Here is a 23,041-nt window from a genome sequence, read left to right on the forward strand (position 1 = left end):
GTTGCGCGCCACGCATATATTGCGTGGCGCGCACTATCGGATAGAGTCGGCTCATGAACGACGACGCGATGGACCTGCGCACGCGCAACCGGCGTGCGACCCGTGAGGCGATCGGCAACGCCGCGCTGCGCCTGGCCATCGAGCAGGGCCCCCACGGGCTGGCCCTCGTGCGCGTCGCCGACATCGCCGAAGCCGCGGGTGTCTCCCCCCGCACCTACAACAACTACTTCTCCAGCAGAGAGGAGGCGATCTGCGCGCTCCAGGCCGACCAGGCGCGCCGCCTCGGCGAGGCGCTGCGTGCGAGGCCGGCCACCGAGCCGTTCGACCAGGCGGTCGTCGCGGCGGTGATCGAGCTCTACACCGGCCCGGAACCCGACAGGGCCGGCCTCCGCATGATCATGCAGACCCCCGAGCTCGAAGGTGAGGCGCTGAAGGCGTTCACCATGGCCGAGCCCCCGCTCACCGAGGCCATCGCGGCCCGCACCGGCACCGACCCGGCGCGCGACCTCTTCCCCGCCGTCACCGCCGCCGCCGTCGCGGGTGCCATCCGTGTCGCGGGCCGGCACTGGCTCAGTCCGGGTACCGCGGAATCCTTCGCCGACATTCTGCGTACGGCGCTTTCTCATGTGCTTTCTCCGGAGAAACCGGATGACACAGAGCAGTAAGGGTGAGAAAAGTGCCGGATATCAGTGGAATGCGGCCCCTGGTCCGTGTTTCCCGGCATCGCCGGGTGGTCCAGAGGCCGCTTCTCCGTGCCGCCTGGTGCGGTCGTTCGACTCAGCGGTAACCGGCGGCGACGACGGCGGCCTGGACCGCGTTGTCCGTCGCGTCGGACGGGTAGCCCGCGACCATCGCGCCTTCGTAGAAGGTGCCGACGCTCAGGTTGCGGTTGTCGATGCAGCAGTCGCCACCGCTGCCGAGGATGATGGCGCCTTGCTTCCTCATGGGGCTGTAGCCGCGGGGGAGCGCGCCGTCCCACAGGGTGGTCATGCCGCCGGACTGCGCGTTGCCACCCTTGATGGCGAACCGTGAGGTGCCGTTGTTCTTGAGCATCGCGGTGACGAACTTGTTGGGGAACGTCCGCTGGTTCGGGTTCCAGGAGGAGCTGCCGCCGGGGTAGAGGCCGTACTCGAGGTCGGCCTGGACCCAGGGCCCGGACCCCGAGCACCCGCCGAACCAGCAGCTCGACCCGAAGTAGATCGCGTCCATGGCCCCCGCGCCGTCGGCCCGCCGCGTCGTCTCGCTGTTGCCGTAGTCGAAGCAGCAGCCGCTGTTGTAGTGCGTGCCGCTGGTCACCATGTACATGCCCTCGGGTGCGCTGCCGGTGGGGACACCGGTCGTGTGGCCGTCACGCCAGTAGCTGTTGCCCTGGTTGATGTAGAGGGAGTACGCCTTGCTGCCGAGCACCGTCAGCGACTCGGTGGTCGCGTTCGCGGGGCTGGCGGCGCCGCCGACCCCGCCGGATCCCTGGTAGCCGAGGTTGTTGCCGCGACCCGACTGGTCGTAGATGACGGTGACGACACACGAGGTGCCGGAGCAGAACGAGTCCTGGGACGCGGCGTTGGCCGCGCCGCCGGCGCTGAGCACGCCGATGTTCCTGGTCGTGTTGTCGGAGGATCGCCGCACCTGGTACAGGTTGCCGTTGTACGAACGGTAGAGCGCGCGTACGAGGCTGTGGGCCGCGACGCACGGTGTGCCACCCGCGGCGTAGATGTCACACGGCCGGTCGGCGGCCTGCGGTGTCTGCGACGGGGACGGGGACGGCGTCTGTGACGGCGACGGGGACGGTGACACCGAAGGTGACGGGGACGTGCTGGGGGAGCCGGTCGGCACGCCGGTGCAGTTCGTGCCGTTCAGCGCGAAGTTCGTCGGCGTGGGGTTCGCGCCGGACGTGCTGCCGTTGAAGCCGAAGGACGTGCTCGCGCCGGTGGCCAGCGACCCGTTGTAGGACACGTTGGTCGCGGTGACCTGCGCGCCGGACTGCGTGTGGGTGGCGTTCCAGATCTGGGTGATCGTCTGTCCGCCGGTGAACGACCACGTCAGCCGCCAGCCGGTGATCGCGTCACCCAGGTTGGTGACGGACACGTTCGCGCCGAACCCGCCGGGCCACTGGCTGGACACGGTGTAGTCCACGCGGCATCCGGCGGCCGCGCCGGCGGGAGCGGTCAGCGCGCCTGTGACGGCGAGTACCGCGACGAGCACCGTGGTGAGCGCGGCGGTCACCCCGGCGGCGAGCCGGGGCCGTGAGCGAGGTTTCATGGTGACTCCACGTGCGGGTACGGGGACATTCCTCTGTTAGCGCTCACAATCGTGATGCGCATCGGTCGTGCCGGGAGCGAATACGACGCGATGGCGACCGTCAACACCCCTGCCTGTGTCGCGGTGCTCCCCGCACGCGGACTGGCCGCTCTCGCTGGGAACGCTCACATGGACATGATCGGGACTGTGCGCAACTTTCATCGTGTGACGGCCCTCGGGGGACGGCGCGGCCCGGTGCGCGCGACGGTACGGCGCGTGGCGCCGGACGCGGACGGTGAACGGCCGGCGCGATGTCGACACGCTGTCGGCACGGCGTCATGAGATCACCGTCCTCGCCACATTTCGCGCGAAGAAAAGGCTTAACGGTCACAACTCATGGAACGCCGGGTAATTCGGAAATCGGCGTTGGGATTTCGTGCACCCTGGCTGTGCACATCGCTTACCGGGTTGGTGATTCCTGCACCGGCCGCCGGAATTCGCATGGCCGGCGCGAGAGGAATCGCTGGACATGGCTATAGCATTCACCAGGTCGAAAGAGCGTAATCACAAGGGGTGATATGTCCACTAAGCAGTTTTTCATGAATCTCGCGATTCTCGGTGCCGCCGCGACGTCCCCGGTGCCGCTCGGCGCGACCGCCGCGTTCGCCGAGGCGGCCGCGGCCCCCGCGCACGTCACCGCGGTGGACGTGACCCGGCAGCAGGTCATCGACCGCGCGAAGACCTGGAATCCCGGCACACCTCAGCGCGTGCCGTACAGCCAGAACAAGTACCACAACGGCTACCGCACCGACTGCTCCGGCTACGCCTCGATGGCGCTCGGACTCAAGGCGCCGGGGCCGAACACCGTGACGCTCGCCTCGGCGTCGGTCAGCAGTCCCATCGCCATGTCCGCGCTGCTGCCCGGCGACCTCGTCATCGACCCCATCGGTGACAGCGACTCCCGCCACGTCGTCATCTTCGAGCAGTGGGCCGACGCGGGCCACACGTCCTACTGGGCCTACGAGCAGCGCGGCGGCTACGGGACCGACCACCGCGTCCTCGGCTACGGGCTGAGCGGCGGCAGCCAGTTCCACGCCTACCGTCCCAAGGTGCTCGGCGGCGGTGGGGCCCCGGGGCCCGGCGGGAAGTACTGGGTCGACACGTTCGCCGCCGCGACCGGCTACCGCGAGCCGAACACCGGCGACCCGCAGGGCACGCTCGACAAGGGCACCAACTACGTGTACTGCCGGACCTGGGGTGCCGAGGTCCGGCACGGCGGTGACGTCAACCACTGGTGGCTGCGCACCGACCTCGACCGCACCGACCCCGGCAAGAACGGCCGCGGCGCCTACGTCTCGGCGTACTACCTCGCCAAGTGGGGCAACGACGAGGCCAAGGACAACGCGGGCCGGGACATCCCGAACTGCTGAACCCGCCGAGCACCCGGACGGTGGACCGCACGCCGTGCCCTCCGGCGACTGCACGGCGGGGCCGCCGCACCGGGGACCACCCGTCTCCGCCCGGAGCCTTGGGCCGGGCGGAGACGGGTCTCGTCATCCGGAGAAGTTGCCGCCGACCGCGTAGGTGACGAGGGTCGTCAGCACCTCCTTGACCGAGTTCTTGTCGCGGACGTCGCACAGCACGATCGGCGCCACGCCGTCCAGGCCGAGCGCACGGCGGATCTTGTGCGGGTCGTGGCGGCGCGCACCGTCGAAGCAGTTGACCGCGACCACGAACGGCAGGCCGCGCTGCTCGAAGTAGTCCACCGCGGGGAAGCAGTCCTGCAACCGGCGCGTGTCGGCGAGCACCACGGCGCCGAGTGCGCCGAGCGACAGCTCGTCCCACATGAACCAGAACCTGTCCTGTCCCGGTGTGCCGAACAGGTAGAGCCACAGCCCTTCCCGCACGGTGATGCGGCCGAAGTCCAGCGCCACCGTCGTGGTGGTCTTGGTCTCCACTCCGGAGAGGTCGTCGACGCCGACCCCGCGATCGCTGAGCAACTCTTCGGTGTGCAGGGGACGAATCTCGCTGATCGTGCCGACCATGGTCGTCTTGCCGACCCCGAAACCGCCGGCGATGAGGATCTTGATGGCCATCGCCGGCGGTGCGCCGGTGGCAGCGGTCCGGTCAGAGGCTGCGTAGCGCATGCAGTACTTCCCTGTAGATGCGTTCGTCGATCGCCTGTGCGGCAGGCTGCGGTCGTTCGATGGTCACGAGGCCTTCACGCCGCAGGTCACCGAGGATCACCCGGATGATGTTGAGCGGGAGGCGGAGATGCGCTGCGAGGTCCGCCACCGGTATGGGCCGGCGGCATGTCGCGAGGACGGCGAGGTACTCCGGGGTCAGGTCCGGTTGCTCGTAAGGAATAGCGACGGTCGTGACGATGGCCACCAGATTGAAGGCCTCACCCGGGGGGCGTGCACGGCCGCCGGTCAGGCCGAAAAGCCTGACCAGCGGCCCGGGATCCTCACCTGTCACGGCCTGGAGCCATTCCAGGCGGGTGCCGGAGCGGCACCCCTCGGCAACGTGGACAGGTGCTCGCCGACCCGCTTGACGAGCAGCGCCATCTCGTACGTGACCATGCCGAGCTCGGCGTCCCCTGTGGCGATCACCGCGAGCCGTGCACCCTGCCCCGCGGCGGTCACGAACAGGAAGCCGTCCTCCAGCTCGATGATCGTCTGCCGGACGCCACCGAGACCGAAGTGGCGTCCCGCGCCGAGCGCGAGGCTGTGGCTTCCCGCGGAGATGGCGGACAGGTGTTCTGAGTCCTCACGGGTCAGTCCTCGTGAGCCACCCATGGCAAGACCGTCGGCGGACAGCACGATGACGTGCCGGATGCCGCGCACTCGCTGAGTCAGGTCGTCCAGCAGCCAGCTCAGCTCGGGTCGGTGATCGGGCATGGGAGGCCCTCCTTTCGATACCGCGTTCATCGTCTTCATCTACTTCTTGCCGGTCTCGTCGCGGCCCTGCTGCCAGCCCCGCTGCATGGACGACATGATGGTGAACAGTTCCTCCGGTGAGCGGGAGGTGACGTCGCGCTGCTCGGAGGGCCGGGAGGTGCGCAACTGCGGAGCCAGGCTGGCCTGCCGCACACGCATCGGCAGCCCGTCCAGGTCTTCGTCCTCACCGGTCGGCACATATGCCTGCGGCCGGGGGAACGACGTCGCGGAGGTCGTCTGCTCGTGCGGCGGTGTCACCCGCCGCGGCGGCGCCGGCTGAGCGGGGCCCGGTGGCTGAGCGGGGCCCGGTGGCTGGGCCAGGGCCGGCGGAGACGCCGCCGGTGACGGCGGCCCGGACTCCCGAGGGGGCCGGGGAGCGGCCTGGAACCAGTCGGACGCCGGTTCGAGGTACGGCGCCGGCCGGTGTTCGACGGGTGCGTTCCCTTCGAACCCTTCAGGCGCGCCGTTTCCGCCGTTGCCGTGGTATCCGGCGGGTCCGCCGGCGTACCCGCCGGGGTCACCGGGGCCGCCTGCGGGTGGCCCGCCGTCGAATCCGCCGGGTCCGTCGAATCCGCCGGGTCCGTCGAATCCGCCGGGTCCGTGGGGGCCGGTGGGTCCGCCGCCGTACCCCGCCGGACCGCCGGGTCCGTCCGGACCGCCAGGAAGAGCCGGCCCGCCGGGTCCGCCGGGTCCGTGGTACGCGCCGTTGACGGTCTCCAGGCCGGTCGGTTCGGCGACGCCGGACAGGGTGCGCGGACCCGCCGGGGAGGCCGTGGTGAGGGCTCGCACCTGACGGGCCACCGTGGTGGGGCCCTCGGGGGCGACGGGTTCCCAGGTGGCGGTGTCGGCGGAGCCGGACCCCGCCGCGGCGGGGGCCAGGGGCTCGGGGACGGCCAGCAGGGAGGGAGGCAGCAGCACGATGGCTGTGGTGCCCTCGTACGGCGAGCGGCGCAGCGAGATCTTGATGCCGTGCCGCGCGGCGAGCCGCGCCACCACGAACAGGCCGAGCCGGTCGCTGTCCACCAGGTCGAACTCCGGCGGCTCCGACAGCTTGGCGTTGAGCTCGTCGAGCACCGCCTGGCTCAGCCCGAGCCCGCGGTCCTCGACCTCCAGCGCGAAGCCGTTGGCCGCCGGCATGCCGCGCACGGCCACGCTGGTCTCCGGCGGCGAGAACACCGTGGCGTTCTCCACCAGCTCGGCGACCAGGTGGATGACGTCGGCGACCGCGACACCGAGCAGCGGCGGGGCCTGCGGCATGGGGGGCACGATGACGCGGGTGTAGTCCTCGACCTCCAGCACGGCGCTGCGCACCACGTCGAAGATCGACACCGGGTCCCGCCAGCGGCGCGCGGGGGTCGCGTCGGACAGGATGACGAGGTTCTCCGCGTGCCGCCGCATGCGGGTCGTCAGGTGGTCGAGCCGGAACAGGTCCTCGAGGATCTCCGGTTCCTCGACCCGGCGTTCCATGGTGTCGAGGAGCGTGAGCTGGCGGTGGAGCAGCGCCTGGTTGCGCCACGCCAGGTTGAGGAACACCTGGCCGACACCCTTGCGCAGCCTCGCCTGGTCGACCGCGGCGCCGACGGCGGTGCTCTGGACGGCGGAGAACGCCTCCACCAGCCGCTCCACCTCGGCCGTACCGGCGGACTCCAGCTCCGGTGCCTCCGTGGCGGGGTCCACGTCGTCACCTCGGCGCAGCCGCTCGACGAGACGCGGCAGCCGCCGTTCCGCGAGTTCGGCCGCGGAGCTCTGCAGGCGCCTCAGCTCCCTGATCAGGGAGAGGCCGAAGCGGTAGGACAGCACGATCGACGCGACGACGGCGAGCAGGCCGACACCGAGGATCAGTCCGATGCGCCAGTACGTCGCGACCTTGTCGGTCTGCCGTGCCTCCTCCGACCAGAACAGTTCGTACTGCGTGTCGCGCACGATGCTCACGCCGAGCAGGTCGGCGTCGCTCTTGTAGAGGCCGGCGTCAAGCGGGGGAGTGCCTGCCGCGTTCCAATTGTGGATCCGGTCCTCCACCGCCTGCAGGCGCCGGTACGGCAGGCTACGCACCATGTTCTCGTAGTAGACGCCGAGGGTGGGCTTCAGGTCGCGGCCGGCGTCGGCCATGGCGATGCGGCGGCCGGTCATGGCGGAGACGAAGGCCGAGCGGCCGGCGGGGGTCATGCGTCCCTGTGTGATCGCGCTGGACAGGACCGCGTTCTCCCGGCTCAGGTACTCGGCGGCCTCGATGTAGGCGGCCATGCCGCGCACGGCGCGGTACGACGGCACGTCGCTGAGGGTCTCTTCGTCGTTGAGTTGGCCGAGCGCGTCGTCGACCAGCCTGTTGTAGGCCTCGATGACCCTCAGGCGTGGCGAGAGCGTGCCGTTGTCGGCGGACTGCCGGAGCGACTGGAGCGATTCAAGGCTGCCGAGCAGTGCGCGCATGGCGGCGGGGGGTTCGGTGTTCGCGCGTGCGCTTCCCGGGCCGATGACCTGGCGCAGCCGTCTGACCTGCTCGTCGGTCGTCCGCCGCTGGTCGGCGAGTGCCGTGTCGCCGGCGGTGCCGCTGCTGGCCTGAGCGGAGGCCTGGCGTTCCCGCTGGAGTTCGTACACGAGTTGCAGCACCGGGGAGCCGATGGTCTGCCAGCGGCTCTGGGTGCGGTTGATCTCCGTGAGTTCCTGGATGCTGGCGTACGCGATCACACCCCACAGTGCGACCATGGAGACCAGGGGAAGCACGAGGATCCTGAGTAGCTTCGTGCGGATCGGTCGGGGTGAGCTCATCCATCAAGTCCAATATGCGTTGCAGTGCGCGGCAGGCGACCGCGGGCCGACGCCTTCCCCGGGCTCCCCCCACGGCAGGTGCGCCTATGACCGGCCTAACGATGCCACTGGGACATACGTGCCTCAAGACGACAATACGAAGTTTCCATATCGATGTGGCTCGTGAGCGGCATTTTTCTTGCGCTGCGTCACCAAAGCCGGAGAAGCATCACGAAACGTCACCCGACAGCTGTGATAGATCACAGTCAGGACCGGTACCGGACAGGATGGCCGGTACCGGTCGCCACGGTCACGGCTTGACGGCGACGCCGCCGTAAGCCCAGGCGTGCCCGTCCCCTGGGATGCGATCACGGTTCGCGTCCGGCCGCCACCTCACCACCTCGACCACGCCGGGGTCGATCACCCGCCAGCCGTCGAAGAAGCGCACCACGTCGGACAGCGTGCGCGGCACCATGGGTGCGGTGCTCTTGTCGTACGGCTTGGTGAACGCGTCCCGCACCTCGGGGGCGAAGTCCATCGTGATGTGCGACAGCAGCAGGTGGCTCCCCGGCGGGACGGCGGCCTTGTACTGCTCGACCAGGCCGAAGGGGTCCTCGTCGTCGGTGATGAAGTGCATGACCCCGGCGAGCACGACGGCCACCGGACGGTTGAAGTCGATCACTTCCTGGACCTGGGGGTGGGAAAGGATCTCCTTCGGCTGCCGCAGGTCCGCCTCGATCACCGTGGTCCTGCCTTCCGCGGTGCCGGTCAGCAGAGCACGGCCGTGGACCAGGACGATGGGGTCGTTGTCCACATAGGCGACATGCGCCTGCGGGTTCGCCAGCTGAGCGATCTCGTGGGTGTTGCCCTGGGTGGGGATGCCGGTGCCGATGTCGAGGAACTGGGTGACCCCCACGTCGGCGGCGAGGTGACGCACCGCTCTGCGCAGGAAGGCGCGGTGCGCGAGGACACCCTCACGTGTGCCGGGGGAGAGCCGCATGAGCTGCTCGGCCGCCTCGCGGTCGGCGGCGAAGTTGTCCTTGCCGCCTAACAGGTAGTCGTAGATGCGTGCCGAATGGGGGATCTTGGTGTTGATCCGCTCAAGCAGGCGGGCCTGGGCTTCGGTCGAGTCGTCCACGGATGATCACTGCTTTCTCACGGCTGTTGTGTTAGCGCTAACAAACGCTTGGGCAAACACCATCCTGTGTGAGGTCAATGGACACGTCAATGAGCCGCGCGGCCTTCGGCGCCGGGCAGACCGGTGGTGTCCGGCGCCGGCACGGCGACCGGCGCGTCCCTGGGGAGAACGCGCCGGTCGGGCCGCCGGACGGCGATGTCAGGGCTTGAGAACGACCTTCTCGCAGCCGTCCTGCTTGTTCTTGAAGATCTCGAAGCCGTGCGCCGCCTCTTCGAGCGGCAGCGTGTGCGTGATGACGCGCGCCGGGTCCAGCTCGCCTCGTTCGATCCGCTCGAGCAGCGGTCCCATGTACCGCTGCACGTGGCACTGGCCGGTACGCAGGGTCAGCCCCCGGTTCATCCACGCGCCGGCCGGGAACTTGTCGATCATCCCGCCGTACACGCCGATGACCGACACGACGCCGCCGCTGCGGCACGACATGATGGCCTGCCGCAGCGCGTGCGGCCGGTCGGTCTCCGAGCGCACCGCCTGCTTGACGCGGTCGTACGCGCTGATGTGCGCGCTGCCGTGGTCGGCCTCGAGACCGACCGCGTCGATGCACTTGTCAGGACCACGGCCGCCGGTCAGCTCCAGCAGCCGCGAGCGCACGTCGGTGTCCTCGAAGTCGACGACGGTGTGCCCCGCCTCCTCCGCCATGCGCAACCGGTACGGCTCCTTGTCGATCCCGATGACCCGCGCCGCGCCGAGCAGCCGAGCGCAGTCCATGGCGAGCTGTCCCACCGGGCCCGCACCCCAGACGGCGACGACGTCACCCGGCTGGATGTCGCACATCTCGGCACCCATGTAACCGGTCGGCAGGATGTCGGACAGGAACAGCACCTGCTCGTCCGTCAGGTCCGACTCGATCTTCATGGGCCCGACGTCGGCGAACGGCACCCGCGCGTACTGCGCCTGGCCGCCGGCGAACCCGCCGGTGAGGTGCGAGTACCCGAAGATCCCGGCGAGCGGATGGCCGAACATCTTCTCCGCCATCCCCGCGTTGGGGTTGCTGTTCTCGCAGCACGAGTACAGCTCCGCCGCGCACGCCGCGCAGGCGCCGCAGGCGATGGGGAACGGCACCACGACGCGGTCGCCGGCCCGCAGCCGGCCCGGGTCCACCCCGGGGCCGACCTCGACGACCTCACCCATGAACTCGTGGCCGAGCACGTCGCCGTCCCGCATGGTCGGCACGTATCCGTCGACCAGGTGCAGGTCGGAGCCGCAGACGGCGGTCGAGGTGATCCGCACGATGGCGTCACGGCTGTTGAGTATCGCGGGATCCGGCACGTCGCGGACCTCGACCTTGTTGCGTCCCGCCCAGGTGTTGGCCCTCATGCCTTCACCCCCTTCTCCAGTTCCTCGGTCGTCAGCGGCTGCGCCGGTCGCTGCGGGAACTCGTGCCGGGCCCGTTTGCCCCAGGGAGCCCCGTCGGACCGCATCACCTCACCGGTCTCCAGCACCTGCTTGAACCGGCGCAGGTCGTCGTCGAGCTGCTGGTGCGGCTCCTCGCCGAAGTACTCGGCGACCGCCTTGCCGAGTCTCCCGCCGGGGATCTCGTACGTCATCCGCACGTGCACCTCGGTGCTCACCCCGTCGGGGGCCGGCCGAAACCGCACCTCCCCGGCGTTCGGCACGTCGGCCTCACCGGCCGAGCGCCACGCGAGCCGCTCCCCCGGCACGTCGTCGGTGATCTCGGCGTCCCACTCGACCGTCCGGCCGAACGGCGCCGAGGCGGTCCAGTGACTCGTCCGTTGCCCCGTGGACCGCACCTCGTCGAGGTGGCCCATGAACTCCGGAAGGCTTTCCAGGCGACGCCAGTACGCGTACACCTCTCGCGCGGGTTTGCGCACGGTCGTCGCGGCTGTCAGTTCCATGGCTTCTCCCTCCTCCTCTCACCCGCTACCGAAAGCAGGGGGGAGTAGGCGTGCCGGGGAGAAGTACTTCAAAATCTGTTCATTCCAGATGGCCGGAACCCCGTCCCCGCCGGCGTGACCGGACAGGGACGGGGACGCGCCGTCGTGACCCGCTACGGCGCGGGGACCAGGCCGGCGTCGTCGACGTAGAGCCGGTCGATCTCGGTGAGCGCGGAGAACCCGGCGAAGTTCGCGTTGACCTCGGCGCGCTCCGCCGAGTTGGGGTTGGCGTTGGTGCAGCTCACCGGTGCGCTGGACCCGGACATCAGGTCGGTGCAGCGGCCGGTGCGCCGGTCGGGGAGGCCGAGGATGTGGCCCATCTCATGAGTGGCGATGCGCAGGGGGTAGTACCCCTGGCCCACGGCCTCCCTCCCCATCCAGATGGTGCCCTTGCCGAGGCTGCGGACCTGGGCCCGGGGCCAGCCGTCGTCGGCGAGCACCACGAAGTCGGCGGGGGTCCCCGCCACGAGCCGGACGTTGGTGACGCTCGCGTTCCAGACCTGCGCGGCCTGGTCGACCACGGTGCGGAACTCCGCGGCACGGCTGGCGTCGTACCGAAGCACGCGCACCGCCGACGCCTGAGCGGGGGTGACGGAGGACAGGACGGCGAGGCCCAGGACGAGGGCCGAGAGGGTGCGGAGGAACCTTCTGAGGTGCATCGGGGGTCTCCTCGGTCGGGGATGACCACCGCGAGGCGCACTGGACGGATCACCGGCACGGGTGGGCCGATGATCGCTGGAGTCCTCGGGTGGGGCTCCCGTCAACGTACGCTCGGCGAGCCGTCCCGGGGACACGCCAGTTGTCCCCTACTGCCGTGTTATGGGACCACAGCGAGCACGGCGACCACGGCGCGGCGCGCACGACGGGACGTGCGTGCCGCGCCGTGGACGGTCATGTGGAGGGTCATACGGTGCAGACCACGCCGTTCAGCTTGTAGTTGATCGGTGGTCCGTGCGCCGCGGTGCGCGATACGACGAAGCCCACCTCGGCCCAGCTTCCCGCCGCCATGCCGGGGCCGGCCCAGGGAGCGGCCTTCACCTGCACGATCGGTGGCGCCGTGGCGAAGACCCCGTTCCAGGCCGTGCCGAAGGTGTCACCGGCGGGAAGCTCGAAGTGGCCGATCCACGGGGAGAAGGGCTCGGTGCCGGTGTTGGTGTAGCGAAGGGTCGCGACGTACCCGGTGGGCCATTCGCTGGTGATGGTGAGGTCGACGTCGCACGAGAAGACCGCCAGCGGGTCCATGGCGTGCGCGGTGCCGCCACCCCACAGTGCGGTCGCGAGCAGGCCCGCTGTGCCGATGGCCGCGAGGCGGTTGAGAAGTCGCATGAGCAGCCCTTCTGCCGGACGGTTTCGTCCGCGTGAGAACCCGGGATCACGGTCGAGCGGCGGTGGGACGGCGGAGGAGGGGATCGCCGTCCCACCGGACGGCCCGCGGCCGTCCTGGTCAGCTGAACGAGGACGATTCCACGGAACAGGTGGTCATCCACGGGCCGGGGTTGACCGGGGCCGTGTAGCAGCTCCAGGCGATGGTCGCGCTGGTGGCCCAGGCGGGGATGGCGATGCTGCCGCCGGCCTGGGACCAGTCGCCGTACGGGGAGTGGCCGCTGCTGCACAGCGCGGTCGCCGCCACCGATGTGGCGCCGTTCGGCAGCGTCCGGGTGAACCTGAAGCCGTACGTGGGGTAGGGGACCGCGACCAGCTCGCCAGGCGACAGCGCCGGGCCGGACGGCGCGCTGGACATGCCGACGCTGTTCGGGTACCAGCGGGTCGTGTCCCCGTAGTAGTTGACGTTCTGGCAGCGGATCGTTCCCGTCAACGTGACGGCGGCGGCGGCGGCCGGCTGTTGCACGGCCACCGCCAGCAACGCTCCACTCGTGACGAGCGTGGACGCGAGCGCGAGTACCCTCCGGAGCGATCTCATACTGACCATCCCCTCTCATGGCTGCCGAGCATTGAGAGTGATGGAGCCACGCGCTCCGGCGGCGGTCAACGCCGCTCGGTTTACGCCCTACCGAAACCGGCGGCCAGGCCTGGCGGAAAACAGATCACGCCTGGCCTGGCCTGGGGTTTCACGCGAGGACGAGGGCCCGCGCCGTATGAAGATTCACTCAGACGGCCGGCGCTCGGGAACACAGAGAGTGAGTGCGCCGCGCGCGACCGTCGCCTTCATCTCGGTCGTCGCGTCGCGGTCGCCGCCGTCCAGTTCGTACGTCATCGGGGACTCGAACCGCGCCGTGACCTCTCTGGCCCTGGTGACGCGGATGAACGGTGAGTCCTCCGACCGGCCGGTGGCCATCGTGGTGAACACGCGGGCCCACTGGATCGGGCCCTTGGCCGTGGAGACCCCCACGTCCAGCCAGCCGTCGTCGGGCCGCGCGTCGTCGAAGGCCTCGATGCCGCCGGTGATGGTGCCGACGTTGGCGAGCATGAGACAGCTCGCCTCGTCCTTGAACCACGGCACGCCGTCCACCTTGACCTCCATCGGCACGGGGTTGCCGCCGACGTGCCGCGCCGCCGCACGGAAGTAGGCGAGCTTGCCGAGCTTGCCCTTGGCGGCCCGGTCCACGTCGGCCACCATGTCGGCCTCGAAACCGGCCCCGGCCATGACGGCGAAATGCTCGCCGTTCAGCACACCGAGGTCGAGCTTCCTGCGCTCACCGTGGAACCCGATGCGCACGCTCTCCTCAAGGTCCACCGGGATTCCCATGTTCCCGGCGAACAGGTTCCCAGTGCCGGCCGGGAGGACGGCCATCGGCACCCCGGACCCGGCCATGGTGTCGGCGCAGCGCTGCACCATGCCGTCGCCGCCCCACACGAAAACCAGTTCGGCGCCTTTCTTCAGCGCCTTCTTCACCTTCTTGGGGGCTTTCTTGCTCTTCGGCACCTCGTACCAGAGCAGCTCTCCGACGTCGTACTCGGACAGGACGACACGAAGCCGATCAAGCCCGCCGCCGAGCGTCTTCTTCTTGTGCGCGATGACCGCGACCTGCGTAGGCATGCGGTGACGACTACCCAGAGAACCGCAGTTAAGGCGTGGGATTTCGATACGCGCCACCCTCCGCGTCACACGGGGAGGGGGTACGGGATGCTTGGGCTCGTGGACGAGCGGAGACCCGAGGCGGTGCGGCATCTGCGTGAGGTGACACTGGTCTTCCTGAAGCTCGGTGTCATCGCGTTCGGCGGGCCGGTGGCGCACATCGCGATGATGCGCGACGAGCTCGTGCGCCGCCGCGGCTGGGTGGACGACCAGCGGTTCGTGGACCTCATGGCGGCCACCAACCTCATCCCCGGACCGAACTCCACCGAGCTGGCCATCCACCTCGGTCACGACCGGGCCGGCCGGCGCGGCCTGATCGCCGCAGGTGTGTGCTTCATCCTGCCGGCCGCGCTCATCGTCACCGCGCTGGCCTGGGGGTACGTCACCTACGGCCGCACCCCGGCCGTCGAGGGCCTGCTGTACGGCATCGTGCCGGCCGTCATCGCGATCGTCGCGCACGCGCTGTTCGGCCTGCTGAGCACCGTGATCAAGAACGTCTGGCTCGCCGCGCTGGCCGTCGCCGCGCTCGCCGCCTACCTGCTCGGCGTCAACGAACTGCTGATCCTGGCCGCCGGAGCGCTCATCGCCGCCGCCGCGCGCCTGGCCCGCCGGCCGCCGGACGGCCGCCTGCCGGCCGTGGCGGTCCTCGGCCTGCCGTTGTTCCCCGACCCGACGTGGGGCCAGCTCGCGCAGCTCTTCGGCACCATGCTGAAGATCGGTTCGGTGCTGTACGGCAGCGGCTACGTGCTGCTGGCCTTCCTGCGCGGCGACTTCGTCGAGCGTCTCGGCTGGATCACCGACCAGCAGCTCATCGACGCGGTGTCCATCGGCCAGGTCACCCCCGGCCCGGTCTTCACCACCGCGACCTTCGTCGGATATCTGGTCGCCGGGCCCGTCGGGGCCTTCCTCGCCACGGTCGCGATCTTCCTGCCGTCCTTCGTCCTCGTCGGCCTGCTCACCAGGATCACCCACAGGCTCCGGTCGAGCGTGTGGACCGCCGCGCTCCTCGACGGCCTGAACGCCGCCGCGCTGGCCCTGATGGCGGGGGTCTCCTACCAGCTCGCGCGCACGGCGGTCATCGACCCGCTGACCGCCGCGATCGCCGTGGTCACGCTGGTCCTGCTGTGGCGCACCAGGCTCAACAACGCCTGGTACATCGGGGCAGGGGCCGTCATCGGCCTGGCGCACACCTTCCTCACCTGAGGCCTCACCGGAAGCCTCCGCGTTCGGAGGTACCGCTGTACCGTGACGACCGGGGACCGGCATAGCGACGGGGTGTCCACCGCGTCAACAGGAGGACATCGAATCCTCCGGAGGTGATCGTGGACGTTGCCGAGGAGCGGCGTTTCCGCGAGTTCGTGGCGTCGCGCTCACCGGCGCTCATGAGACTCGGCTATCTGCTGACCGGCGGGGACCAGCACGCGGCGGAAGACCTGCTGCAGACCGTGCTGGCGCGGGCCGCCGCGCGGTGGGGACGCATCGACGACCCCGAGCCGTACGTCCGGCGGGCCATGTACCGGCAGCAGGTGAGCTTATGGCGCGTCGCCTCGCGGCGGCGGGAGACCGTGGTCGCCGAGGCGCCGGACGTGCCGGGCCGCGACGAGACGCACGCGGCCGAGCTGAAACTCGTGCTCCGTCACGCGCTGACCAGGCTGACCGCGCGGCAGCGCGCCGCCTTGGTGCTGCGTTTCTTCGAGGATCTGCCGGAGGCCGAGGTGGCTCAGATCATGGGCTGCTCCGTCGGCACCGTCCGCAGCACGGTCCACCGCTCGCTCGGCCGGCTGCGGGTGCTCGCACCGGAGCTGGCCGACCTCGGCGCCAACCGCCGGCCCCCGTTCGAGGAGGTCACCTCATGACTCTGGACCCCCTGCTGCGTGAGACGTTCAAAGAGTGGGCCGAGGAGGCCCGTGTGCCGCAGGACCTGGCCGACCGGGCCCTGAGCGGCCGTACGCCGCGCGCGGCGCGCCGCCGGTGGGTCACCGTGGCGCTCGCCGCCGCCGCGACCGCCGCCGTCGTCGCCGGCGGCGTACTCGTGCCGCGCCTGATCGGCGCCGCGCCGGGCCCCGCCAAGCAGCCGGCGGCCACCTATCCCGCTCCCACGCCTGTCGACACCTCCGTCCCCATGTCGCCACCCGCCGAGGTCACCGCCGCGGAACTGCCGGCGTCGCTGGACATCCGCACCGACACGGGGAACTCCCCGCCGAAGAACCTGATCGCCGCGGGACGGGTCGCGGTCTCGGCCTACTACCTCACCGCGAGGGAAAAGACCGGCAAGGGCAGCGACCGCGCTCACGACACCTGGTATGTGTACAACCCCGGCACCGGCACCTATGAATGGACCGACTGGTCGAAGGTGGACGTCGCACCCGGCCTGAAGTACGCGGCGGTGCTGGAACGCGACCTGCCGGCCCGGCGGATGGGAATCGTCGACCTGGCGACCCGGCAGGTGCGCTGGATCGACCTGTCACGGCCCGCGGTCGACGTGGCCTGGTCACCGGACGGTGCGCGGATCCTGGTCACGAGCTTCGACAAGGACCCGTCGATCCGTGAGCGGATCAGGGACAACGGCAGGAGCGCGATCATCCCGCCGGTCAAGCAGCTCGGCTACCACATCGTGGACGCGGCCACGGGACAGGCCGTCTTCCGTGACAGGGTGGAGAATCTCGCCAACCCGTTCCGCACCGGTTCCTTCCGATGGAACATGGACGGCACCCTCATCAGCGAGCCGAACCGCGCGGCCGACGAGCCGCCGCCTCCGGGTGCCGCACAGCCGCCGGAAAGGCTGTACTACGACCTGGACGGCCGGCCGCACGCCGCACCCGAACGCGACTTCGAGCTGTTCGGCGGGCCGGGTTACTCGCCTGACGGGAAGCTGTACAGCGGCTTGTTCCTCGACATCGCCCCCGGACCGCTCAAGACGGTCACACCGCAGGAGTCCGAGAGGATGAGGAACGCCTCGGGGAAGCCACACGGACCGCTGACCACCGTGTACGACGTGGCCACCGGCCGTCTCGTCGGCTGGCAGGAGATGCTCCAGTTGCGCGCGTGGGCCGACGACGGCCATCTCATCGGCCTCCAGTGCCTCGGCACGTGCAAGGACGAGTTCGACGCGCGTCTCGTGGTCGTCACCGTGGACGGCTCCAAGGCCGTCCCGATCTCCGGCGACATCCTGAACAGCCAGCGTCCAGGGAGCTGGTATCCGGTGCTGACTCCGCGCTGACCCCGCGCCGACCCCGCGCTGACCCCGCGCCGACTCCGCGCCGACTCCGCGCCGACTCCGCGACGACTCCGCGCCGACTCCGCGCCGACTCCGCGACGACTCCGCGACGACTCCGCGACGACCCGGTATCCGCCGGGGTTCGGCCCGTGTCAGGGGACGCGGGCCGAACCCGGCGGACCTGTCTCAGGACCAGGCGTAGTGGATCTCACGCTCGTGGTTGACGTACCCCGCACGCAGGAACGCCGCCGCCATCGGCGTGTTGCCGACGTCGGTGGTGGCGCGGATCCGCGGTGCGCCGGTCCCGGCGAGGATCCGGGTGCCTTCGGCGAGCAGCGCGTCGACGTACCCCCGGCCGCGGTGCGCCGGCCGCACGCCGATGTAGGCGATGACCGCGTTGTAGTTGTTCCGCGCCGCGATGACGAAACCCACGGGTTCGCCGTCCGGCAGCACACCGACGCGCCACCAGTCGCGCGGAGTGGTGTACTTCTCCATCTCGTCGTCGTACTGCTCCACCGCCGCCTCACGCGGCGTCATGGTCCGCAGGTCGCGCACGCTGTGCGCGTCGAGGGTGCCGTCGAGGATCTCGGTCATCAGGCCGACCAGTTCCTCGCGTCCGGCGACGGGACGGAACGAGAGCCGCTCGCCGGGGTCCGGGACGGGTGTCCCCGGTTCCCACTGGAAGCGCAGCCGCTCCACGAACGGCCTGGCTCCCTGCTCCTCGATCAGCCCGACGAGGCGGTCCACGCCGCGCCGTACGGCCGGGTCGTCCCGCCAGTCGCCGGGGACGAACCGCAGGTACTGCACCGGCGTTCCCTCGCCGGTGACCGCGGCCTGCGCGGTACGGAGGAGGTGACGGGCCGCGGCCTCGTGGCCGTCGGCGCAGTCGAAGATGTCGAAGAGCAGGGGTCGTTCGTCGCCGGTCCGGCACCACCAGCCGGCCCGGGCCACGACCCGGCCCTCGGACAAGGCGACCCACAGCCACTCAGGCCGCCGCCGGCCCGCGCGCAGGTCCCCGGCGATCTCGTGGTCGAAGGCGTAACGGAGCTGGTTGAACAGCTCGACCTCGTCCGGTCCCGTGATGGGACGGACGGTGAGGCCGAGCGGGTACTGTGACGATACTGCGGTCAAGACGCGTTCCTTAGGGGGAGTCGCGCCGTGCCGCCCCCGGTCAGCGGTTCGAACCCGCCCGGGAAGACCGGCGCGCGACGATTCCGGTGATCATGGCCTGCCCTCCTTCCGCGCTCGGCGCGCGCCACGAGGCACGCGAGGTGTGGGTGCCAGTTCTACCGGCCGCTCCGGCGGCCCCGCAAACGATTTACCGGCGGCCGGATCGGTACGACGCTGTGCGGTGCCGTGTGGTTCCGGTGGCGGATCGGTATGACGCTGTGTGGTGCTGTGCGGTTCCGGCGGCGGGATCGCCGCGGCGCGCGTGTGGTCGCGGCGGTGTGATGTCACATGTGGCGCTCCGGCGGTGCTTCATGGATGTGAATGTCGCAGCGCAAGGCACACCGGTCGTCGCGCGGACGGCCGCACCGCCGGGTCAGGGCCGCGCCGGGGTGGTCAGGCGGGCCGAGGGGAAGGACGGCGAGGCGGTGGCGGGTCCGAGGGGTGGCAAGGCCGTCCGCGCCGACCTGGAGCAGGTCTTCCGTACGGCCTATCCGCGGGTCGTGGGGGTCGCCGCCAGGGTGCTCGGCTCGCGGGACGAGGCCGAGGACGTCGCTCAGGAGGTGTTCCTGACGTTCGGCCGGTCCTCGGTCCCCGCCGGGGAGGCGCTCGGCTGGCTGACCGTCGCCGCGGCGCACACCGCGTTGAACCATCTGCGTTCCGGCCGCCGCCGGGCCTCCCGCGAGGAGGCGGCCGACCCCGGTGACGCGGTGTCCCCGGACGTCGCCGACACGGTCATGGCGCGCGAGGAGCGCCGCCGTGTGCGTGCCGCCTTGGCGCGGCTGCCGCGCAAGCAGGCGGTCGCGCTGGTACTGCGGCACAGCGGCCTCAGTTACGCCGAGGTCGCCGCCGCTCTCGATCTTTCTCCCGGCAGCGTGGGGACCACCGTCCGGCGCGCCGAGTCCGCATTGCGTAAGGAGTTGAACCGTCATGCGTCATCCGACTGACGGCACGCTGCGCCGGCTCCTCGACGAGCCGGCCGGTGTCGCCGACGCCGACCGCGCGCACGTCACCGGCTGCGCCGCCTGCCTGTCCGGGCTCGCGACGGCCAGGCAGGACGCGCTGGCCGCACGCGCCGCGCTGGACGTCGAGTTCGCCGAGCGCACGGACGCGGACGCCGACGTGGACGCGGCGTGGCGCCGCCTCTCGCACGCGGTCGCCGCCGAGGAACGGGGGGCCGCGAGCTCGGCCTCCGCACGCCGGTGGCGCGCGCTGCTGCGCAGCCCCGTGGTCGCCGTGTTCGGTGTCGTCGTGCTGCTGACCGGCGCGGGGGCCGCGGCGGCGGGGGACTGGCTGCAGATCTTCCGTGCCAAGCAGATAGCGCCGGTCCGGGCCCCTGAGGCCGAACTGGTGCAGGTGCCGGACCTGTCGGCCTTCGGCAGGCTCGACGTGACGGAGAAGATGAACGTGCGCAAGGTCGCGGGCCCCGACGCCGCGCGCCAGGCCGCGGGTCTTTCCGTGCCTCGGGTGGGGTCGCTGCCGCGCGGCGTCACCGGGGAACCCACCTACCACGTGCTCGGCCGGATGAGCGCGGTGTTCACCTTCTCGGCCGCGACGACGGCACGGACCGCCGCCGCGGCCGGCAAGGCGATCCCACCGGCGCCTGCCGGGCTCGACGGCAGCCAGTTCCGGCTGGTCGCGGGCCCCGGTCTCGCCGCGGTGTGGTCGCGGGGCCGTCCCGTGCCGGCGCTGATCGTGGGACGCGCGGTGGCCCCCGTCGCGTACTCCTCAGGGGTGCCGTTCGCCGCGGCGCGCGACTACCTGCTGTCGCTGGGGCTCATGCCGGAGAGCGTCGCGTCACAGCTGCGGGCCTTCGGCGGTGACGCGGCGACGCTGCCGGTGTTCACGTCGATCGACGAGGTGACGACGTCCACCGCCGACGTCGGCGGTACGCCGGCCACGGTGATCGCCACCCGGGACGGCTCGGTGGCGGCCGTGGTCTGGGTACGCGACGGCGCCGTCACCGCCGTGGCGGGCTCCCTCAGCACCGGCGAGGCCCTGTCGGTGGCACGCGGGCTGAGGTGGGACCGATGACCGCCGACCCCACGGCCGGACCCACGGCCGAGTCCGCGACCGGGTCCACGGCGCCATCCGTGACCGGACCCGCGACAGGATCCGCGACAGGATCCGCGACAGGATCCGCGACAGGATCCGCGACCGGACCCGCGACAGGACCCGCGACAGGACCCGCGACCGGACCCGCGACCGGACCCGCGACCGGACCCGCGACCGGACCCGCGACCGGACCCGCGCTCGACGACGCCGAGCGGCTGGTCGCCGGACTGCCTCCGGCGCCTGCGGTGTGGTGCTCGGGGCTGCGCAAGCGGTACCGGCGGCGTACCGCGGTCGACGGTGTGTCCCTCACCGTCGGCCGCGGCGAGGTGGTGGGGCTGCTCGGGCCGAACGGCGCGGGGAAGACCACCGTCATCAAGATGCTGCTCGGGCTGGTCAGGCCGGACGCCGGTGACGTGATGCTGCTCGGCCGGCCGGGACGGGATCCGCGGGCCAGGGCCCGGGTCGGCTACCTGCCTGAGCTGTTCAGGTACCAGCCGTGGCTCAGTCCCGCCGAGGTGCTGGCCCTGCATGTCCGGCTCTCCGGCGCCTCGGTGCCGGAGAGCGAGCGGCGCGAGTGCCTCGCCGCCGTGGGGCTCGCCGACCGCGCGCGTGACCGGGTCGGGGGGTTCTCCAAGGGGATGCAGCAGCGCCTCGGGCTCGCCGTCGCGCTCGTGGCCCGGCCCGAGCTGGTCGTGCTGGACGAGCCGACCAGCGCGCTGGACCCCCTCGGCCGCGCCGACGTCCGTGACCTCGTGCTCTCGCTCAAGGAGCGCGGGGTCGCGGTCCTGCTCAACTCGCACCTCATCGGTGAGGTCGAACGGGTCTGCGACCGGGTCGTCATCCTCGACAAGGGCCGGGTCGCCGCGTCGGGAAGCCTCGCCGAGCTGCTCGGCCGCCGCGAACTGCGGCTGCGGCTCGACGGCGTCGGCCCCGAGGCGCAGGCCCGGCTCGCCGCCGCCGGCCGCCTCACCGCCGAGGGGGACCGCTACACCGTCACGCTGCCTCCCGGCGAGGACGACTCGGCCGTACCGGACCTCGTGGCCGGCCTCGTCGCACTCGGCGTCCGTGTCCACGCGGTCGAACCGGGCCGCGTCACCCTTGAGGAACGCCTGCTCGACATCCTCCGCACCGACCACAGCACCGGCCAGAGCACCGGCCAGAGCACCGGCCAGACCACCGGCCAGAGCACCGGCCAGACCGCCGACAGGGCTTCCGGCCAGAGTGCCGGCCGAAGCACCCGCCGGACTTTCGGCCGGACTTCGGACCGGACATCCGACCAGACCGCCGACCGGAGTGGTGACCGCGCATGACCGGAAGGACCGTGGCGACCGTCGCCGTGCTCACGCTCAAGGAGGCCTCGCGCCGCCGTGTGCTGCTGGCGGTCGCCGCCATGACGGCCGCGCTGCTCGGGCTCAGCGCCTGGGGGCTCTCCCGGCTGGCCGTCGAGCTCGCGGCGCTCACCACAGGGGAGGCCAGGCTGGTGGCCGCTCAGGTGCTCAACCTGGTGATGTTCGGCTTCAGCCTGATCGCGGCGCTCGGCACCGCGTTCCTGTCCGGCCCCACCATGGCAGGCGAGATCGAGTCGGGTACGGCGCTGTCGATCCTGGCGCGGCCGATCCGCCGGCCCGCGGTGCTCCTCGGCAAGTGGCTCGGTCTCGTGGCCTTCGGCGCCGCCTTCGTGGTGGCGGCGGGACTCGCCGAGTTCCTCATCATGTGGGCCACCCTCGGCTACTGGCCCCCGCAGGCCGCGACCGGTCTCGCGCTCCTGGTGACGCAGACGACCGTGCTGCTCACCCTGGCGTTGCTGCTGTCCACCGTGATCTCGCCGATGGCGTCGGGGATCGTGGCCGTCGGCCTGTTCGGCGCCACGTGGATCGCCGGGGTGATCGGCGGCCTCGGCCAGGCGATGAGCAACGAAGGGGTGGCGCGGGTCGGCACCGTCTCCCGGATCCTGCTGCCGACCGACGGCCTGTGGCGCGGCGCCATGCACGCCTTCCAGGACCCGGCGGCTCTCGCGCGGTTCGGCGGCCCCGCCGTGCGCGGCGGGTTCCCCTTCCTGAGCGTGGCGCCGCTCACCGCCGCCTACCTGACGTGGACCGTCCTGTGGATCGCGCTGGTGTTCTGCCTCGCCGCCATGGCCTTCGCACGCCGCGACCTGTGACCTGACCCCTGCCGCACCCCGCCACTACATGTTGGACGTGACAAGTCCGAGGCGCCTATATATGGTTTCCGTGCGTCCGGTCCGGCCGTCCGTCAAGGAGGGCCGGGGCAAGAGGGAACCCGGTGGAAGTCCGGGACTGCCCCGCAGCGGTGAGTGGGAACGACCGCCGTCACCACGCACTGGGCCTCCGGGCCCGGGAAGCGACGGCCAGTAGGAACGAGCAAGGTGCCCGCGAGTCCGAAGACCTGCCGGTCGCGCCGCGTGCCGCTCATCGGCGCGCGGCAGGTCCGGGGTCGCGCGGGACGGCCCGCGGCTCCGGCACGGGGGAGGGTTCCCCGGCGGCGCCTCCTCGCGCGTGCCCGGCCACGTCGGCCGAGTTCGCGAGGAGAGAA

22 protein-coding genes and 1 riboswitch are annotated in these 23,041 nt (G+C 71.1%); of the genes, 9 read left to right on the plus strand and 13 right to left on the minus strand.

Annotation, left to right across the window (positions count from 1 at the left end; translation table 11 throughout):
- The first annotated feature begins 53 nt into the window (after positions 1 to 53).
- Positions 54 to 665, plus strand: coding sequence for a TetR/AcrR family transcriptional regulator (locus tag BJ992_RS01465; RefSeq protein ID WP_184978166.1), 612 nt, complete (start codon positions 54 to 56; stop codon positions 663 to 665).
- Between the two features lie 112 nt (positions 666 to 777).
- Here the strand turns inward: BJ992_RS01465 and BJ992_RS01470 are convergent, their stop codons facing one another.
- Positions 778 to 2,259, minus strand: coding sequence for an arabinofuranosidase catalytic domain-containing protein (locus BJ992_RS01470; RefSeq protein WP_184978167.1), 1,482 nt, complete (start codon positions 2,257 to 2,259; stop codon positions 778 to 780).
- 578 nt (positions 2,260 to 2,837) lie between these two features.
- Here BJ992_RS01470 and BJ992_RS32020 point away from each other — a divergent pair.
- Positions 2,838 to 3,668, plus strand: a complete 831-nt coding sequence (locus BJ992_RS32020; protein ID WP_221474635.1) for an NlpC/P60 family protein — start codon at positions 2,838 to 2,840, stop codon at positions 3,666 to 3,668.
- Between the two features lie 123 nt (positions 3,669 to 3,791).
- On the opposite strand, the gene BJ992_RS01480 is transcribed toward BJ992_RS32020, so the two are convergent.
- The 11 genes from BJ992_RS01480 to BJ992_RS01530 all read right to left on the minus strand — a co-directional run bounded on the left by BJ992_RS01480 (position 3,792) and on the right by BJ992_RS01530 (position 14,010).
- On the minus strand, positions 3,792 to 4,385 hold the full coding sequence (locus BJ992_RS01480; RefSeq protein ID WP_184978168.1) for a GTP-binding protein: 594 nt from the start codon (positions 4,383 to 4,385) through the stop codon (positions 3,792 to 3,794).
- Positions 4,366 to 4,716, minus strand: coding sequence for a DUF742 domain-containing protein (locus BJ992_RS01485; RefSeq protein ID WP_221474636.1), 351 nt, complete (start codon positions 4,714 to 4,716; stop codon positions 4,366 to 4,368). The genes BJ992_RS01480 and BJ992_RS01485 overlap by 20 nt, the downstream gene beginning before the upstream one ends.
- Positions 4,713 to 5,138, minus strand: coding sequence for a roadblock/LC7 domain-containing protein (locus tag BJ992_RS01490; RefSeq protein ID WP_184978169.1), 426 nt, complete (start codon positions 5,136 to 5,138; stop codon positions 4,713 to 4,715). The genes BJ992_RS01485 and BJ992_RS01490 overlap by 4 nt, the downstream gene beginning before the upstream one ends.
- 39 nt (positions 5,139 to 5,177) lie before the next feature.
- Positions 5,178 to 7,898: a nitrate- and nitrite sensing domain-containing protein gene (locus BJ992_RS33570; protein ID WP_184978170.1), complete on the minus strand. Its 2,721-nt coding sequence runs from the start codon at positions 7,896 to 7,898 to the stop codon at positions 5,178 to 5,180.
- A 334-nt stretch (positions 7,899 to 8,232) separates the two neighbouring features.
- Positions 8,233 to 9,060 carry an SAM-dependent methyltransferase gene (locus tag BJ992_RS01500; protein ID WP_184978171.1) on the minus strand — a complete coding sequence of 276 codons (828 nt, stop codon included), beginning with the start codon at positions 9,058 to 9,060 and terminating at the stop codon, positions 8,233 to 8,235.
- A 198-nt stretch (positions 9,061 to 9,258) separates the two neighbouring features.
- Positions 9,259 to 10,434, minus strand: coding sequence for a zinc-dependent alcohol dehydrogenase (locus BJ992_RS01505; RefSeq protein ID WP_184978172.1), 1,176 nt, complete (start codon positions 10,432 to 10,434; stop codon positions 9,259 to 9,261).
- Positions 10,431 to 10,973, minus strand: coding sequence for an SRPBCC family protein (locus tag BJ992_RS01510; protein WP_184978173.1), 543 nt, complete (start codon positions 10,971 to 10,973; stop codon positions 10,431 to 10,433). The genes BJ992_RS01505 and BJ992_RS01510 overlap by 4 nt, the downstream gene beginning before the upstream one ends.
- 152 nt (positions 10,974 to 11,125) lie before the next feature.
- Positions 11,126 to 11,671: a snapalysin family zinc-dependent metalloprotease gene (locus BJ992_RS01515; protein ID WP_184978174.1), complete on the minus strand. Its 546-nt coding sequence runs from the start codon at positions 11,669 to 11,671 to the stop codon at positions 11,126 to 11,128.
- A gap of 244 nt (positions 11,672 to 11,915) precedes the next feature.
- Positions 11,916 to 12,338 carry a cellulose binding domain-containing protein gene (locus tag BJ992_RS01520; protein ID WP_184978175.1) on the minus strand — a complete coding sequence of 141 codons (423 nt, stop codon included), beginning with the start codon at positions 12,336 to 12,338 and terminating at the stop codon, positions 11,916 to 11,918.
- Between the two features lie 118 nt (positions 12,339 to 12,456).
- A complete protein-coding gene (locus BJ992_RS01525) occupies positions 12,457 to 12,933 on the minus strand; it encodes a hypothetical protein (RefSeq protein ID WP_184978176.1) in 477 nt (158 codons plus the stop codon).
- 183 nt (positions 12,934 to 13,116) lie between these two features.
- The gene (locus BJ992_RS01530) at positions 13,117 to 14,010 is read right to left on the minus strand and encodes a diacylglycerol/lipid kinase family protein (RefSeq protein ID WP_184978177.1); all 894 of its coding nucleotides are present in this window, start codon (positions 14,008 to 14,010) and stop codon (positions 13,117 to 13,119) included.
- Between the two features lie 99 nt (positions 14,011 to 14,109).
- On the opposite strand from BJ992_RS01530, the gene chrA reads away from it, so the two are divergent.
- From chrA to BJ992_RS01545, 3 genes are all read left to right on the plus strand, one after another.
- Complete coding sequence (gene chrA, locus BJ992_RS01535) at positions 14,110 to 15,252, plus strand: chromate efflux transporter (protein ID WP_343072446.1); 1,143 nt, start codon at positions 14,110 to 14,112, stop codon at positions 15,250 to 15,252.
- Between the two features lie 113 nt (positions 15,253 to 15,365).
- Positions 15,366 to 15,905 carry a SigE family RNA polymerase sigma factor gene (locus tag BJ992_RS01540; RefSeq protein WP_343072447.1) on the plus strand — a complete coding sequence of 180 codons (540 nt, stop codon included), beginning with the start codon at positions 15,366 to 15,368 and terminating at the stop codon, positions 15,903 to 15,905.
- Entirely contained in the window at positions 15,902 to 17,269 is a 1,368-nt protein-coding gene (locus BJ992_RS01545; protein WP_184978179.1) for a YncE family protein, read from the plus strand. Before BJ992_RS01540 ends, BJ992_RS01545 begins: the two co-directional genes overlap by 4 nt.
- A 183-nt stretch (positions 17,270 to 17,452) precedes the next feature.
- Here the strand turns inward: BJ992_RS01545 and BJ992_RS01550 are convergent, their stop codons facing one another.
- Positions 17,453 to 18,397 carry a GNAT family N-acetyltransferase gene (locus tag BJ992_RS01550; RefSeq protein WP_184978180.1) on the minus strand — a complete coding sequence of 315 codons (945 nt, stop codon included), beginning with the start codon at positions 18,395 to 18,397 and terminating at the stop codon, positions 17,453 to 17,455.
- 356 nt (positions 18,398 to 18,753) lie between these two features.
- On the opposite strand from BJ992_RS01550, the gene BJ992_RS01555 reads away from it, so the two are divergent.
- From BJ992_RS01555 to BJ992_RS01570, 4 genes are read left to right on the plus strand one after another with little or no spacing between them, the layout of a single operon-like run.
- Positions 18,754 to 19,380, plus strand: coding sequence for a sigma-70 family RNA polymerase sigma factor (locus tag BJ992_RS01555; protein WP_221474637.1), 627 nt, complete (start codon positions 18,754 to 18,756; stop codon positions 19,378 to 19,380).
- Complete coding sequence (locus BJ992_RS01560) at positions 19,364 to 20,467, plus strand: hypothetical protein (RefSeq protein ID WP_184978182.1); 1,104 nt, start codon at positions 19,364 to 19,366, stop codon at positions 20,465 to 20,467. The genes BJ992_RS01555 and BJ992_RS01560 overlap by 17 nt, the downstream gene beginning before the upstream one ends.
- Positions 20,464 to 21,798: an ABC transporter ATP-binding protein gene (locus BJ992_RS01565; RefSeq protein WP_221474638.1), complete on the plus strand. Its 1,335-nt coding sequence runs from the start codon at positions 20,464 to 20,466 to the stop codon at positions 21,796 to 21,798. Before BJ992_RS01560 ends, BJ992_RS01565 begins: the two co-directional genes overlap by 4 nt.
- Positions 21,795 to 22,649, plus strand: a complete 855-nt coding sequence (locus tag BJ992_RS01570) for an ABC transporter permease subunit (RefSeq protein ID WP_184978183.1) — start codon at positions 21,795 to 21,797, stop codon at positions 22,647 to 22,649. The genes BJ992_RS01565 and BJ992_RS01570 overlap by 4 nt, the downstream gene beginning before the upstream one ends.
- A gap of 60 nt (positions 22,650 to 22,709) precedes the next feature.
- Positions 22,710 to 22,916, plus strand: a riboswitch (cobalamin riboswitch).
- The last annotated feature ends 125 nt before the right edge of the window (positions 22,917 to 23,041 follow it).

Source organism: Sphaerisporangium rubeum (genome assembly GCF_014207705.1).
Lineage (GTDB): Bacteria > Actinomycetota > Actinomycetes > Streptosporangiales > Streptosporangiaceae > Sphaerisporangium > Sphaerisporangium rubeum.